This is a genomic window from Pseudomonas sp. NFPP04, assembly GCF_900113815.1.
GTDB classification, from domain to species: Bacteria; Pseudomonadota; Gammaproteobacteria; order Pseudomonadales; family Pseudomonadaceae; genus Aquipseudomonas; species Aquipseudomonas extremorientalis.
In genome coordinates this window covers 20,442-35,367 of the sequence record NZ_FOQS01000014.1, presented here as the reverse complement: position 1 = coordinate 35,367, position 14,926 = coordinate 20,442, and the positions used below count along the sequence as shown (strand labels likewise).

13 protein-coding genes are annotated in these 14,926 nt (G+C 61.1%); 9 read left to right on the top strand and 4 right to left on the bottom strand.

Annotated elements, in window-relative coordinates:
• Window positions 1–10 precede the first annotated feature (10 nt).
• The 9 genes from pilW to BM017_RS24230 all read left to right on the top strand — a co-directional run bounded on the left by pilW (window position 11) and on the right by BM017_RS24230 (window position 9,650).
• Entirely contained in the window at window positions 11–769 is a 759-nt protein-coding gene (gene pilW / locus BM017_RS24270) for a type IV pilus biogenesis/stability protein PilW (protein WP_092249212.1), read from the top strand.
• A complete protein-coding gene (locus tag BM017_RS24265; RefSeq protein WP_092249209.1) occupies window positions 769–1,740 on the top strand; it encodes a RodZ domain-containing protein in 972 nt (323 codons plus the stop codon). The genes pilW and BM017_RS24265 overlap by 1 nt, the downstream gene beginning before the upstream one ends.
• Window positions 1,741–1,742: 2 nt before the next feature.
• A complete protein-coding gene (gene ispG, locus BM017_RS24260) occupies window positions 1,743–2,852 on the top strand; it encodes a flavodoxin-dependent (E)-4-hydroxy-3-methylbut-2-enyl-diphosphate synthase (protein WP_071489250.1) in 1,110 nt (369 codons plus the stop codon).
• Window positions 2,853–2,873: 21 nt separating this feature from the next.
• Window positions 2,874–4,163 carry a histidine--tRNA ligase gene (hisS, locus tag BM017_RS24255; protein ID WP_092249206.1) on the top strand — a complete coding sequence of 430 codons (1,290 nt, stop codon included), beginning with the start codon at window positions 2,874–2,876 and terminating at the stop codon, window positions 4,161–4,163.
• Between the two features lie 41 nt (window positions 4,164–4,204).
• On the top strand, window positions 4,205–4,846 hold the full coding sequence (locus BM017_RS24250) for a YfgM family protein (RefSeq protein WP_032890712.1): 642 nt from the start codon (window positions 4,205–4,207) through the stop codon (window positions 4,844–4,846).
• Window positions 4,839–5,990, top strand: a complete 1,152-nt coding sequence (gene bamB / locus BM017_RS24245) for an outer membrane protein assembly factor BamB (protein WP_071489252.1) — start codon at window positions 4,839–4,841, stop codon at window positions 5,988–5,990. Before BM017_RS24250 ends, bamB begins: the two co-directional genes overlap by 8 nt.
• Before the next feature lie 134 nt (window positions 5,991–6,124).
• Complete coding sequence (der, locus tag BM017_RS24240; RefSeq protein WP_058423368.1) at window positions 6,125–7,594, top strand: ribosome biogenesis GTPase Der; 1,470 nt, start codon at window positions 6,125–6,127, stop codon at window positions 7,592–7,594.
• A 128-nt stretch (window positions 7,595–7,722) separates the two neighbouring features.
• A complete protein-coding gene (locus tag BM017_RS24235) occupies window positions 7,723–8,871 on the top strand; it encodes a pyridoxal phosphate-dependent aminotransferase (RefSeq protein ID WP_092249203.1) in 1,149 nt (382 codons plus the stop codon).
• Window positions 8,859–9,650, top strand: a complete 792-nt coding sequence (locus BM017_RS24230; RefSeq protein WP_092249200.1) for an amidohydrolase — start codon at window positions 8,859–8,861, stop codon at window positions 9,648–9,650. The genes BM017_RS24235 and BM017_RS24230 overlap by 13 nt, the downstream gene beginning before the upstream one ends.
• 162 nt (window positions 9,651–9,812) lie before the next feature.
• Here BM017_RS24230 and leuA read toward each other — a convergent pair whose 3' ends face one another.
• The 4 genes from leuA to BM017_RS24205 form a co-directional block, all read right to left on the bottom strand.
• Window positions 9,813–11,492 (bottom strand): 2-isopropylmalate synthase, encoded by a 1,680-nt coding sequence (gene leuA, locus BM017_RS24225; protein WP_071489254.1) that lies wholly within the window; start codon window positions 11,490–11,492, stop codon window positions 9,813–9,815.
• A 324-nt stretch (window positions 11,493–11,816) separates the two neighbouring features.
• Window positions 11,817–12,638, bottom strand: a complete 822-nt coding sequence (locus BM017_RS24215) for a M23 family metallopeptidase (protein ID WP_071489255.1) — start codon at window positions 12,636–12,638, stop codon at window positions 11,817–11,819.
• Window positions 12,639–12,641: 3 nt separating this feature from the next.
• Window positions 12,642–14,021 (bottom strand): exodeoxyribonuclease VII large subunit, encoded by a 1,380-nt coding sequence (xseA, locus tag BM017_RS24210; protein WP_092249197.1) that lies wholly within the window; start codon window positions 14,019–14,021, stop codon window positions 12,642–12,644.
• 10 nt (window positions 14,022–14,031) lie between these two features.
• Complete coding sequence (locus BM017_RS24205) at window positions 14,032–14,922, bottom strand: LysR family transcriptional regulator (protein ID WP_092249195.1); 891 nt, start codon at window positions 14,920–14,922, stop codon at window positions 14,032–14,034.
• Window positions 14,923–14,926 lie beyond the last annotated feature (4 nt).

Below are 14,926 nucleotides of genomic sequence, written 5' to 3'. Positions count from 1 at the left end.
GAGGATCTCTATGCCCTTGCGCCTTGCGCTGCTTTTGCTTTTTACCGGTCTTGCGGCCGGTTGTGTTTCATCGGGCCATGACAGCCCTTTGCAAACCGGTAAAGGCCGTGATGAGGCGCGAGTTGCCTATGTGCAACTGGGCTTGGGTTACCTGCAACAAGGCATGAGCGAGCAGGCCAAGGTGCCGTTGAAGAAGGCCCTTGAGCTGGACAGCGACGACGCCGATGCCAATGCCGCACTGGCCCTGGTGTTCCAGGCCCAGGCCGAGCCTGAACTGGCTGACCGCTATTTCCACAAGGCCCTGGCCGCACGCCCTGCCGATCCGCGGCTGCTGAACAACTACGGCAGTTTCCTGTTTGCGCAGGAACGTTATGAGCAGGCCGCCCTTTATTTCCAGCAAGCCAGCGCCGATACCCTCTATCCTGAGCGTTCGCGGGTGTTCGAGAACCTTGGGGTCACCTCGATCCGCCTCGGCCAGCGCGACAATGCTCGCCGGCAACTGGAAAAAGCCCTGCATTTGAACGGTCGTCAGCCTCGGGCATTGCTCGAAATGGCTGAGATATCCTTTGATGACAGGCATTATGTGCCGGCACGTGACTATTACGAACGTTTTAGCCTGCTCAGCGGGCAAAATGCACGTAGTCTATTGCTCGGTGTGCGACTGGCGACGGTTCATGAAGAACGCGACAAGGCCGCACGTTTTGGCCAACAACTCGAACGACTCTATCCCGGTACGCCGGAATATCAGCAATACCTGTCGGAGCAATGATGAAAGCGGCGCACCCGGAAGTTGTAGCAGCTAATCGCGTAAACCCAGGCGACACCTTGCGTCAGGCCCGCGAAAGCAATGGTTGGTCGCTGGCGGAAGTGGCCCTCAAGCTCAATTTGACCACTACATCCCTGGGCAACCTGGAAGCTGGCGCGTTCGATAAGCTGCCTGGGCATACCTTCGCCCGCGGCTATATCCGTGCCTACGCCAAGCTGCTGGGGATCGACCAGGCAGTTTTGGTCCAGGAATTCGACCAGTTCACCGGCACCGACTCCCAGGGCAGCAATGTGCATGGCTTGGGTCGCATCGAAGAGCCGGTGCGGGTTTCCCACACGATTTTGCGAATTGTCAGCCTGCTGCTGCTGATCGCTGTCATTGGTGGCGGTTTTGTCTGGTGGCAAGACCAGACCTCCCAGCGCACCAAGGACCTGACCAGCAACGCCATGGAGCACGTCGAAGTCGAAAGCGCCGACGGCACCACCCAGATTCATCCGCTGGACGAGCCGGAAGACCAGGCTGTAGCAGAAGGCCAGACCACGCCTGAAGCGCCGCTTGCCACTGAGCAGCCTGCACCGGAAACCCCGCCTGCCGCGACCGCTGTCGCACCGGCTCCCGCAACGCCTGCAGCTCCGGCCCACACCCCGGCCGCTCCTGTACAGGCGCCAGCGACTCAGGCCCAGACCGCCCCGGCAGCGATTTCGCCACCTACCACCCCAGCGTTGATCGCCGGTGATGGCCGCGTACAGATTACCTTCGTCGCCGACTGCTGGACGCAAGTCACCGACGGCAATGGCAAAGTGCTGTTTAGCGGTCTGAAGCGTAAGGGAGATACGCTCGACCAAGGCGGCAAGCCTCCTTTGACGCTGCGTCTGGGCTTTGCCCGTGGCGCGCAAGTGGCCTACAACGGCCAGCCTGTGGACGTAGCGCCGTTCACCACCGGCGAGACCGCTCGCCTGAAGTTGGGACAATAGTCATGCACGGCGAATCTCCAATCAAACGTCGCGTATCGCGCAAAATCTGGGTCGGCTCGGTGCCGGTGGGTGGCGACGCCCCCATCGCCGTACAGAGCATGACCAACAGCGACACCAATGACGTGGCCGCCACCGTTGCTCAGATCAACCGCCTGGAAGCCGCTGGCGTGGACATCGTGCGCGTTTCAGTGCCGGACATGGACGCTGCCGAGGCCTTCGGTCGCATCAAGCAACAGGTCAAGGTGCCGTTGGTTGCCGACATTCACTTCGACCACAAGATCGCCTTGCGCGTGGCCGAGCTGGGCGTGGACTGCCTGCGTATCAACCCGGGCAACATCGGCAGCGAAGCCCGTGTGCGTGCGGTGGTGGATGCTGCTCGCGATCGAGGCATTCCGATCCGCATCGGCGTCAACGCCGGTTCCCTGGAAAAAGACCTGCAAAAGAAATACGGCGAGCCGACCCCGGCCGCGCTGGTTGAATCTGCGCTGCGCCACGTCGAACACCTTGAGCGCCTGAATTTCCAGGACTACAAGGTCAGCGTAAAGGCCTCCGACGTGTTCATGGCGGTAGAAGCCTACCGCCTGCTGGCCAAGGAGATCGTGCAGCCGTTGCACCTGGGTATCACTGAAGCCGGCGGTTTACGCTCAGGCACAGTGAAATCTGCGGTGGGTCTCGGTATGCTGCTCGCCGAAGGGATTGGCGATACTATCCGCATCTCCCTGGCGGCAGACCCCGTAGAGGAAGTGAAGGTCGGTTACGACATTCTCAAATCCCTGCGTTTGCGTTCCCGAGGCATCAACTTCATTGCCTGCCCGAGCTGCTCGCGGCAGAACTTCGACGTGGTGAAAACCATGAACGAACTGGAAGGACGCCTCGAAGACCTGCTGGTGCCGCTGGATGTTGCGGTGATCGGATGCGTGGTCAACGGTCCGGGTGAAGCCAAAGAGGCGCACATCGGCCTGACCGGCGGCTCACCGAACCTGATCTACATCGACGGCAAACCGTCGCATAAGTTGACGAATGACAATCTGGTGGATGATCTCGAAAGACTGATCCGCGAGAAAGCGGCCGAAAAGGTCGCGGCTGACGCAGCGCTGATCGCGCGCGGCTAAGAACGAATTTAAGGATTTGATGTGAGCAAGTCTCTGCAAGCCATTCGTGGCATGAACGACATCCTTCCGGAGCAGACGCCGCTGTGGCGCTACTTCGAGGGCACTGTTGCGCGCCTGCTGGATAACTACGGTTACAAGCAGATCCGCATGCCGATCGTCGAGTTCACCGAGCTGTTCAAGCGCTCCATCGGTGAAGTGACCGACATCGTCGAAAAAGAGATGTACACCTTTGAGGACCGCAACGGCGACTCTCTGACCCTGCGTCCGGAAGGCACTGCCGCGTGCGTGCGCGCCGTACTCGAACATGGTCTCACCGGTGGCGGCCAGCCACAGAAGCTGTGGTACATCGGCCCGATGTTCCGCCACGAGCGCCCGCAGAAAGGTCGCTATCGCCAGTTCCACCAGATCGGCCTGGAGGTGTTCAACCTCGACGGTCCGGACATCGACGCCGAGCTGATCGTGCTGACCTGGCGCCTGTGGGGCCTGCTGGGCATCCGCGACGCGGTCAAGCTTGAGCTCAACAGCCTGGGCACCAGCGAGTCCCGGGGCCGCTATCGCGTGGCCCTGGTCGAGTACCTGTCCGCCCACCTGGACAAGTTGGACGAAGACAGCCAGCGCCGTCTGAAAACCAACCCGTTGCGCGTCCTTGATACCAAGAACGCCGACACCCAGGCCGTGCTGGTCAACGCGCCGAAAATGGCCGATTACCTGGACGACGAATCCCGCATCCACTTCGAGGGCCTCAAGGCTCGCCTGGAGGCAGCCGGTATTCCTTACGTCATCAATCCAAAGTTGGTGCGTGGCCTCGATTACTACAGCAAGACGGTCTTCGAGTGGGTCACCGACAAGCTTGGTGCCCAGGGCACCGTGTGTGCCGGTGGCCGCTACGACGGCCTGGTCGAGCAGATGGGCGGCAAGCCGACCACCGGCGTGGGTTTTGCCATGGGCATCGAGCGGCTGATCCTGCTGCTGGAAACCCTGGAGCAGGTCCCGGAAGAGATCTCCCGCCAGGTGGATGTGTACCTGTGCGCCTTTGGCGAGGCCGCTGAACTGGCTGCCCTGGCCCTGAGCGAACAAGTACGCGATCAACTGCCGAACCTGCGCCTGCAGGTCAACGCCGGCGCCGGCAGCTTCAAGAGCCAGTTCAAGAAGGCCGACAAGAGCGGTGCGCTGTATGCACTGATCCTCGGCGAAGACGAACTGGCCCAGCAAGTGATAGGTTTCAAACCCCTGCGTGGCCAGGGTGAGCAACAGAACATTGCCTTTGATGCGCTCGCTGCGCACTTGGCCACCTGCGTCGTGCAGGGTTGAAGCTGTCGAACAGCCGAATTTAGCGATTAAGGAGTATTGGGGTGTCGAGTACTGATGATGAGCAACTGGCCGAGTTCAAGGACTGGTGGCAGCGCAACGGCAAGCCCCTGGTTACTGGCGGTCTGCTGGCTTTAGTGGTGGTGTTCGGCTGGCAGGCCTGGACCAAGTATCAGGCCAACCAGTCCCAAGGCGCCTCGATCCTCTATCAGCAATTGCTGGAAACCACCCTGACGCCGGACGGCAAGCCCGATCCTGCGCAGGTTGCAGACCTGGCCGGTAAGCTGAAGAACGAATTCGGCGGTAGCACCTACGCCCAATACGGCAGCCTGTTCGTCGCGAAGGTCGCGGTCGACACCGGCAAGCTGGACGACGCCGCCGCTGAGTTGAAGGCCATCGCCGACAAGCCGACCAACCCGACCCTGGGTGAAATCGCACGTCAGCGCCTGGCCCAGGTACTGGCGGCACAGAACAAGGCTGACGAAGCACTCAAACTGCTCGACGGCGATGCTGACAAGGCATTTGTAGCCACTCGCGAAGAGCTCAAGGGCGACCTGTTGGTCCAATTGGGTCGTACCGACGAAGCCAATGCTGCGTACAAGAAAGCCAAGGCGGCGCTGTCTGATGAAGCGGCGGTCGGTGGCTTACAAATCAAGCTGGACGACTTGGCCAAAGGGGATGCGTGACGTGATCCGTTGGAAACATGCAGCATTGCTGGCTCTGGCCATTCTGGCCGCGGGTTGCAGCAGCAACAGTAAAAAAGAACTGCCGCCTGCGGAGCTGACCAGCTTCAAGGAAGAAGTGGTCCTGCAAAAGCAGTGGAGCCGCTCCATCGGTGACGGCCAGGGTGAAACCTACAACATGCTGGTACCGGCTATCGACGGTGAAAATATCGTCGCCGCCGACGTGACCGGCGTCGTCATTTCCATGGATCGCATGAACGGCGACGTGAAGTGGAAGAAAGACCTCGAAATTCCGGTATCCGGCGCCGTAGGCGTAGGTTACGGCATGGTCTTGCTCGGCACGCTCAAGGGCGAAGTCGTGGCGTTGGATTCCAGCACCGGTGAAGAGAAATGGCGCGCTCGCGTGACCAGTGAAGTGCTCGCACCGCCTGCCACCAACGGCGATATCGTCGTGGTGCAAACCCAGGATGACCGTGTGATCGGCCTCGACGCCAGCACCGGCGAACAGCGTTGGTTGTACGACAGCACCCCGGCGGTGCTGACGTTGCGTGGTACCAGTGGTCCGATTGTGACCAACAATCTGGCCGTTGCAGGCCTGTCGACCGGTAAAGTGGTCGCCCTGGATACCCAGAACGGCGTGCCGGCCTGGGAAACCCGTGTGGCCATCCCGCAAGGTCGTTCCGAACTGGACCGCGTGGTGGACATCGATGGCGGCCTGCTGCTGTCGGGTGAAACCCTCTACGTCGCCACTTACCAGGGCCGTGTTGCGGCACTGGACCTGCAGAGCGGCCGCGTCAACTGGCAGCGTGATGCTTCCAGCTACGCCGGTGTCGCCCAAGGGTTTGGCAGCGTCTACGTCAGCCTGGCGTCCGGCACCGTTGAAAGTGTCGACGAGCGTTCCACCACGGCACTGTGGAGCAACGATTCCCTGGCGCGCCGCCAGTTGTCGGCACCGGAAGTGTTCTCCAGTTATGTCGCGGTCGGCGACTTCGAAGGCTACCTGCACCTGTTGAGCCAGGTGGACGGTCGTTTCGTCGGTCGTGAGCGTATCGACAGCGACGGCCTGCGTGCGCGTCCGCTGGTGGTGGGTAACATGCTTTATGTGTATGGCAACAGCGGCAAGCTGGAAGCCCTGACCATCAAGTAAGAACTATGCTTGGGGTAATACCCAGGCGGCCCCGCTCAGGCGGGGCATGCGGCATTTGATTATGCTGCCCCGAGCACCAGCCGCTGCCCTGCAGCGGCTTTTGTATTTTCTGAAATAACGAAGTGGAGAGCCGCATGGTTCCCGTAATCGCCCTGGTGGGCCGACCTAACGTCGGCAAGTCCACCTTGTTCAACCGCCTGACCAGGACTCGCGACGCTATCGTCGGCGACTTGTCCGGTCTGACCCGTGATCGCCAATACGGTGAGGCAAAGTGGCAAGGGCGCTCCTACATTATCGTCGACACCGGTGGTATCTCCGGTGACGAGCATGGCATGGACGAAAAGATGGCCGAGCAGTCGCTGCTGGCCATTGAAGAAGCCGATGTCGTGTTGTTCCTGGTGGACGCCCGTGCGGGCTACACCGCTGCCGACCAGATGATTGGCGAGCACCTGCGCAAGCGCAACAAGCGTTCCTATCTGGTCGCGAACAAGATCGACAACATCGATCCTGAAGCTGCCCGTGCCGAATTCAGCCCGATGGGCCTGGGCGATGCGATCCCGGTCGCAGGTGCCCACGGTCGTGGTATCACCCAGATGCTGGAAATTGCCCTGCGCGATTTCCCCAAGGATGACGTCGAGGAGGAAGAGGGCGAAGAGGAAATCGTTGCCGAAGGTGAGGAAGCCAAGCGCATTCCTGGCCCGAGCGAAAAAGACGGTATCAAGATCGCTATCATCGGTCGTCCCAACGTCGGCAAGTCGACCCTGGTCAACCGCATGCTCGGTGAAGACCGGGTCATCGTCTATGACCAGCCCGGCACCACCCGCGACAGCATCTACATCCCGTTCGAACGTAACGAGGAAAAGTACACGCTGATCGATACCGCCGGTGTGCGCAAGCGCGGCAAGATCCACGAGGAAGTCGAAAAGTTCTCGGTGGTCAAAACCCTGCAGGCGATCAAAGACGCCAACGTGGTGATCTTCGTGATGGACGCCCGCGAGGGTGTGGTGGACCACGACCTCAACCTCCTGGGCTTTGCCCTGGAGGCCGGTCGTGCCCTGGTGATCGCGATCAACAAGTGGGACGGCATGACGCCGAGCGAGCGCGACTTCGTCAAGGTCGAGCTGCAACGTCGCCTGTTCTTCGTCGAGTTCGCCGACATCCACTTCATCTCGGCACTGCACGGCACCGGCGTGGGCAACCTGTACGCTTCCGTGCAGAACTCGTTCAAGTCCGCAGTGACCCGCTGGCCGACCAACCGCCTCACCCAGATCCTGGAAGATGCGGTTGGCGAGCACGCGCCGCCGATGGTCAACAACCGCCGGATCAAACTGCGTTACGCCCACTTGGGTGGTGCCAACCCGCCGATTATCGTGATTCACGGTAACCAGATCGAGAAGGTGCCGAAGTCCTATGTGCGTTACCTGGAAAACACCTACCGCCGTGTCTTGAAACTGGTCGGTACGCCGATCCGTATCGAGTTCAAGGGTGGCGAGAACCCATACGAAGGCAACAAGAACACACTGACTGACCGTCAGGTGAACAAGAAGCGTCGTTTGATGACTCACCACAAGAAGGCCGACAAGAAGCGTCGCGATAAGAAGTAACGGCAGCTTCAAGTTGTCAGTTGCAAGAGAGGGCTCCTTTGGAGCCCTTTTTTGTGCCTGGTGGTTTGCCCCTTGACCTGCTTGCGGCTTGCAGCTTAAAACTTGCAGCTCACCCGAAGGGGGCTCCCATGATCACCAGCAAGCTGCCGAATGTCGGCACGACCATTTTCACCACCATGTCGCAACTCGCTGCCGAAACCGGTGCGCTGAACCTGTCCCAGGGCTTTCCGGACTTCAATGGCCCCCAGGGTTTGCTCGATGCGGTGGGCAAGCATATCGCTCTCGGGCACAACCAATACGCGCCCATGACCGGCCTGCCGGTGCTGCGCCAGCAGGTAGCCGCCAAGATCGCCCGTAGCTATGGCGCCACGGTCAATGCGGACACTGAAGTGACCATTACCCCTGGTGCTACCGAGGCGATCTTCTGTGCGATCCAGGCGGTGATTCGCCAGGGTGATGAAGTCATCGTGTTCGACCCCAGCTACGACAGCTACGAGCCTTCGGTGGAGCTGGCCGGCGGCCGTTGCGTGCACGTGCAACTGAGTCTGGATGGCTTCGCGCTGGACTTCGAGAAGATCAAGGCGGCGCTGTCACCGCGTACGCGGATGATCGTCCTCAATTCCCCACACAACCCGACCGGCGCGCTGATCAGCCGCGCCGAACTGGACCAGTTGGCCGAACTGATCCGCGACCGTGACATCTACCTGGTCAGCGATGAAGTCTACGAGCACCTGGTATTTGACGGTGTGCCCCACGTCAGTGTGCTGGCCCACGATGAGCTGTATCAGCGCGCGTTCGTGGTCAGTTCCTTCGGCAAGACTTACCACGTCACCGGTTGGAAAACCGGCTACGTCGTCGCGCCGCCGGCCCTCACCGCTGAACTGCGCAAGGTGCATCAATACGTCAATTTCTGTGGTGTAACCCCGCTGCAGTACGCATTGGCCGATTTCATGGCAGAACACCCGGAGCATGTCGACGAGTTGCCGGCGTTCTATCAGGCCAAGCGCGATCTGTTCTGCGACCTGCTGGCGCCATCGCGCTTCAGCTTTACCCCAGTGACCGGCACCTACTTCCAACTGGTGGATTACTCACAGATCCGCCCGGACCTGGATGACGTCGCCATGTCACTGTGGATGACCCGCGAGCATGGCGTGGCGACGATTCCGGTCTCGGTGTTCTACCAGACCCCACCCCAAGGCCAGCGCCTGGTGCGCCTGTGCTTTGCCAAACGCGAGGAAACGCTGCAACAAGCGGCTGAAAAACTATGCGTGATCTGAGTGCACTGCCGAACCTGAACATCGCCCTGATCCAGACCAGCCTGGCCTGGCACGACCGCCAGGCGAACCTTGAGCACTTCGAGTTATTGTTGGAACAGGCGCAAGGTGCCGACCTGATCGTATTACCGGAGATGTTCACCACCGGTTTCTCCATGGAATCCGCGACCCTCGCCGAACCCGAGAACGGCCCGACCCACCGTTGGCTACAGGCCCAGGCCGCGAAGTACAACGCCGTCATCACCGGTAGCGTGATCATCCAGGCTGCCGACGGCAGCCACCGCAACCGCCTGCTGTGGGCACGGCCGGATGGCGAGGTGTTGCATTACGACAAGCGCCACCTGTTCCGCATGGCCGGCGAGCACAACCACTACACCCCCGGTGAGCGCCAGGTGCAGTTCGAAGTGAAAGGTTGGCGTATTCGCCCGTTGATTTGCTACGACCTGCGTTTCCCGGTGTGGAGCCGTGATGCCCAGGACACCGACCTGCTGCTGTACACCGCCAACTGGCCGGGGGCGCGGCGCTCGCACTGGAACCGACTGCTGCCGGCGCGGGCGATTGAAAACCTGTGCTATGTGGCGGCGGTGAATCGGGTGGGCACGGATGGGAAGGGCTTTGCCTACACCGGGGACAGCCAGGTGTTGGATTTCCAGGGCGAGACCCTGCTGAGTGCGGGGGAGGCGGATGGGGTGTTCCAGGTCAATCTGGATGCAGCAGAGCTGGCGGCGTACCGCACGCGGTTTCCGGCGAACCTGGATGCCGATACTTTCCAGTTTGTCTGACAGACCGCTATCGGGGGCAAGCCCCCTCCCACATTTTGAATGTATTCACAAATTAAAGTGTGGGAGGGGGCTTGCCCCCGATGAGGCCCTCACAGACCACAAAAAACCAAAAAAAGGCCCCTGGACTCGTATCCAGGGGCCTTTCGCATTCAAGCAGACTGCTTACGCCGCCTTCGCTGCCAACTGGCTCAACGAACGGTTCAGCGCGCTGAACAGCGCCTTGAAACTGGCCGTGGTGATGTTTTCATCAATGCCCACGCCATGTACCGGACGCTCACCGTTCACACGCAGTTCGATGTAGGCCGCCGCCTTGGCGTTGGTGCCCGCACCGATCGCATGTTCGTTGTAGTCCATGATCTCCACGCCAATCGGCAAGCCGGCCACCAACGCTTCCAGGGCGCCGTTGCCTTTGCCTTTCCAGTGCAGGTTGGTTTCGCCCTGGCCCTTGCCCGAGACTTCCACCTCGACAAAGCTGTTGCCGTTTTCTTCCTGCAGGCGATGGCTGACCAGCGCATACGGGGTGTTGGCTTGCAGGTATTCGCGCTGCAGCAAGGCGTAGATCTGCGGTGCAGTCATCTCAAGGCCCACGCGGTCGGTTTCGGCCTGTACCACTTGGCTGAATTCGATCTGCATGCGACGTGGCAAGCTGATGTCGTATTCCTGTTCCAGCAGGTAGGCGATGCCACCTTTGCCCGACTGGCTGTTCACGCGAATCACAGCCTCGTAGCTGCGACCGATGTCGGCCGGGTCGATCGGCAGGTACGGCACTTCCCACAGCGCATCGTCTTTCTGCTGGGCGAAGCCCTTGCGGATCGCGTCCTGGTGAGAGCCGGAGAACGCGGTGTGCACCAGGTCGCCGACGTACGGGTGACGTGGGTGAACCTGAATCTGGTTGCACTCTTCGACGACTTTGCGCACGCCGTCGATGTCGGAGAAGTCCAGCTGCGGGTCGAGGCCCTGGGTGTACATGTTCAGTGCCACGGTGACCAGGTCGACGTTGCCGGTACGCTCGCCGTTGCCGAACAGGCAGCCTTCGACACGGTCGGCGCCGGCCATCAGGCCCAACTCGGTGGCCGCTACGCCGGTGCCGCGGTCGTTGTGGGTGTGCAGGCTGATGATCACGCTGTCCCGACGGTTGATATGGCGACCGAACCACTCGATCTGGTCGGCATAGATGTTCGGCGTGGCGCACTCCACGGTGGCCGGCAGGTTGAGGATCATCTTGTGCTCAGGCGTCGGGTTCCACACCTCGATCACCGCGTCACAGACTTCCTTGGCGAATTCCAGCTCGGTGGCACTGAAAGTCTCCGGGGAGTATTCGAAGGTCCACTGGGTTTCCGGCTGCTGGGCGGCGTATTTGACGAACAGCTTGGCCGCGTTGACCGCGATGGCCTTGATGCCTTCCTTGTCCTGGTTGAACACAATGCGGCGGAAGGACGGCGACGTGGCGTTGTACAGGTGCACGATGGCCTTCTTGGCGCCGCGCAGGGATTCGAAGGTGCGTGCGATCAAGTCTTCACGGCCCTGGGTCAGCACCTGGATGGTGGTGTCCTCGGGGATGTGGCCGTCTTCGATCAGGGTGCGCACGAAGTCGAAGTCGGTTTGCGAGGCAGCGGGGAACGAGGCTTCGATTTCTTTCACGCCGACGGCGACCAGGGTCTTCCAGAAACGCAGCTTTTTCACTGCGTCCATCGGCTCGATCAGCGACTGATTGCCATCACGCAGGTCGGAGCTGCACCAGATCGGCGCTTCGGTGATGGTCTTCGATGGCCAGGTGCGGTCCGGGATATCGATGGTCGGGAACGCGCGGTACTTCGAAGACGGGTCTTTGAGCATGCTCATCGGGAAATCCTTTGTTGTAGGGGCCGAGAAAAGGCGGCCTGCCGTAGAACTGTTTTTAGGGATAAAACGTAAAGACGAGGCAGATCGATTCAGCCTGGCAGTCGTGCGCTGACGAGGCACAGGCTGAGGTGCTGGCGGAGCTGAATGAGGGTGTGAGAGGTTTTCATAGGCTCAACCCTAACTGCCGGGGTGAAAGATGGCAAGCAGTCGCTAAAAATTGAGAGAACTTCTGTTATTGATCTGTGAAACGAGATTTATTGCCTGAAGATGGTCTGGCGGCTGGATTTAATTGCGCGCCCGTTATCAAGCGCGCAATCGAGCCTTTCAGGGTTGGAACGCGCCGATAAAGATCGCCGGATCAACCCGCGCATCATTCAGGCTGACGTTCCAATGCATGTGCGGCCCGGTCGCCCGACCAGTCGAGCCGACCTTGCCCACCACTGCGCCGCGTGTGAGCTGATCGCCCACTTTCACGTCGATCTTCGACATGTGGCAGAACATGCTGATAAAGCCTTGGCCATGGTCGACGAACACGGTGTTGCCGTTGAAGAAGTAGTTGCCCACCAGAATCACTTTGCCATTGGCCGGCGTTTTGATCGGCGTACCGGCCGGCACGGCAAAGTCCAGGCCAGAATGGGGGTTGCGCTCTTCACCGTTGAAGAACCGCCGCACGCCAAACTTGCTCGACAGCGGCCCGTTCACCGGTTTGTCCAGCACCAGGTTGCTCGGCAGGTTAGGGCTGAAACTGCGGTAGGCCTTGAGCTGCACTGCCAATTCGCCTTCGATGCGCTTGAGCTGCGCAGGGTCAGGGTTTACCTGGCTTTTGTTTTTCAGGGTGATGCGCTGTTCCGGGTACTTTTTGTAGCCGACGATAAACGGCAGGTTGCGCCCGCCGCTGCTGATGCGCTCATTGCCCGGCTTGACCGTCAACGGAATACCGACAATCGCCAGCCAGGTGTCCGCTTCTTTCACCACCAATACAGGCTTGCCCTGGTACGTGGCTTTGGGCGCGGCAGCGGAAGGACCGAGTTCGACCACGGCAACCCCGCCAGGCACGGGCTTATTGAGGGTGCGGGAAATGTAGCTGTCGGCCTGCGCGTTAAAGGCAAGGCACAGCAGCATCAACACACTGAAGAGACGTGGCATCGATCAATCCAATAACGAAAGGGTGACGGGTGTCAGGTGGTTGTCTTCCACCCGCACCTGCAATTGGCCCTCACCGAGGCGCGCGGTCAGGCGCTGGCCGGTGTGGGTCTGCGCGGCATTGCGAATAGCCTGTCCGCGCTCGTCCAGCAGGATGCTGTAGCCACGGCCCAGGGTCGCCAACGGGCTGACCACATGCAGCGTCTGCATCTGGCTTTGCAGTTGCAGGCGCCGCGCCTTGAGGCCTTCGCGCATGGCGCGGGGCAGGCGTTCGGCGAGGCTGTCCAGGCGCTGGCGCAGCAGTGCCAGTTGGCGACCCGGGTGCTGGCCGGCAAGGCGCGTTTCCAGGCGGATCAGGCGTTCACGGCGGGTATTGAGGCTGCGCTCGAAGGCGCGGCGCAGGCGCATGTCAAGGTCGTCCAGGCGTTGGGCTTGCTGGCGCAGGCGTTCGCCGGGGTGACGCAGGCGCCGGGCCATGCCTTCCAGGCGCAGGCGGTCGTGGCTCAGGCGATTGCGCATCAGCAGCACCAGGCGGCGGTGCAGGTTTTCGACCTGGCGCACCAGGTGGCTGGCATCTGGCGCGAGCAGTTCGGCTGCGGCGGAGGGCGTAGGAGCGCGCACGTCTGCCACGAAGTCGCTGATCGACACATCGGTCTCATGCCCGACGGCGCTGACGATCGGTGTAACGCAGGCGTCCACCGCACGGGCCACGGCTTCCTCGTTGAAGCACCAGAGGTCTTCCAGCGAGCCGCCGCCACGGGCCAGGATCAGCGCATCGAAGCCACGGGCATCCGCGAATTTCAACGCGCGCACAATCTGCGGGATCGCTTCGCGGCCTTGCACGGCGGTGGGGATCAGGGTCAGTTCAATGTTGGGCGCACGGCGGCGGAACACACTGATGATGTCGCGGATCACCGCGCCGGTCGGCGAGCTGATAATGCCGATGCGTCGAGGATGCGCCGGCAGCGGCACCTTGCGTTCGGCACTGAACAGCCCTTCGGCGCTGAGCTTTTCCTTCAGCGCATCGAACGCCAGGCGCAACGCCCCATCACCGGCCGGCTCCACGGTATCGAGGATCAGTTGGTAGTCGCCCCGTCCCTCGAACAGCGAGACCTTGCCGCGCACTTTCACCGCCAGGCCATCCTTCAGCGCCTGGCGCACCCGTGCAGCGTTGTTGCGAAACAACGCGCAACGCACCTGGGCGCCGCTGTCCTTGAGGGTGAAATACACATGACCGGAAGCCGGGCGGGCGAGGTTGGAGATCTCGCCTTCGACCCAGATATTGGTGAACACGTCTTCCAGCAGCACCCGCGCACGGCCGTTGAGCTGGCTGACAGTCAGGACTTCGCGGTCCAGGCCCAGACGGGCAAAAGGATCTTTAATCATGGGCGGCAGTTTATAGGCATTCGTGCAAGGTTTGGCAGAATTGCTCCACCAGCGCGCTCGGCGCCTGTGCGCAGGCCAACGCCACGGTGCTGAGGCAGTCCGGGTCGGCCAGGGGCAAAAAGTGCACGTTGGCGGGGGCGATGTCCTGCATGGATTTTGGTAACAAGGCAATACCGAAGCCGGCCTGGATCAGTTGCAGCTGGGTGGTCTTGCGCGACATCACTCGCGCGGCCTTGGGGAAAAATCCGGCACGCATGCACAACTCGGCTGACAGATAGCTCAAGCCGCCGCGCTGGGGATGGGGTATTGAAATAAACGCTTCGTCCTTCAATTGCCCTAGCTCGATGGGCGCCTGACTACGCGCTAACGCATGGTTGGGCGGTACGGCCAGCAACAGTTGCTCGTTATACAAAGGTAGCACCCGAACCCCCTCGCGCTGGCGCAGTACCGGCAAGCGCAGCACGCCCACCTCAAGGCGACCGTCGGCGATTTCTTCCAGCTGCGCTTCGGAGGACAGTTTGACGATATCCATCGACACCCCAGGGCAGCGTTCCAGCCAAGCGCTGATGCCCTGCAGCAAAGGGCCGCTCATCGGCACAGTGCTCGAATGGCTCAGGCGCAGCGTGCCCAGTTCGCCATTGCCCACTTGGGTCGCCAGTTCGCTGGCCTTGAGTAGTTCACTCAGCAGGTTGCGGGCCCGCGGATAGAAGGCCTCACCTGCGGCCGTAAGCCGCGGTTGACGTGCGGTGCGCTCGAACAACGGGGTTTTCAGCTGGGTCTCCAGCTCCTTGATCTGTCGGCTCAAGGCTGACTGCGCCACAAACAGGCGCTCGGCGGCGGCACTGAAGCTGCCGCTGTCGGCGATTTCGACGAAGTACCGCAGTTGGCGGGTGGATATCACACGT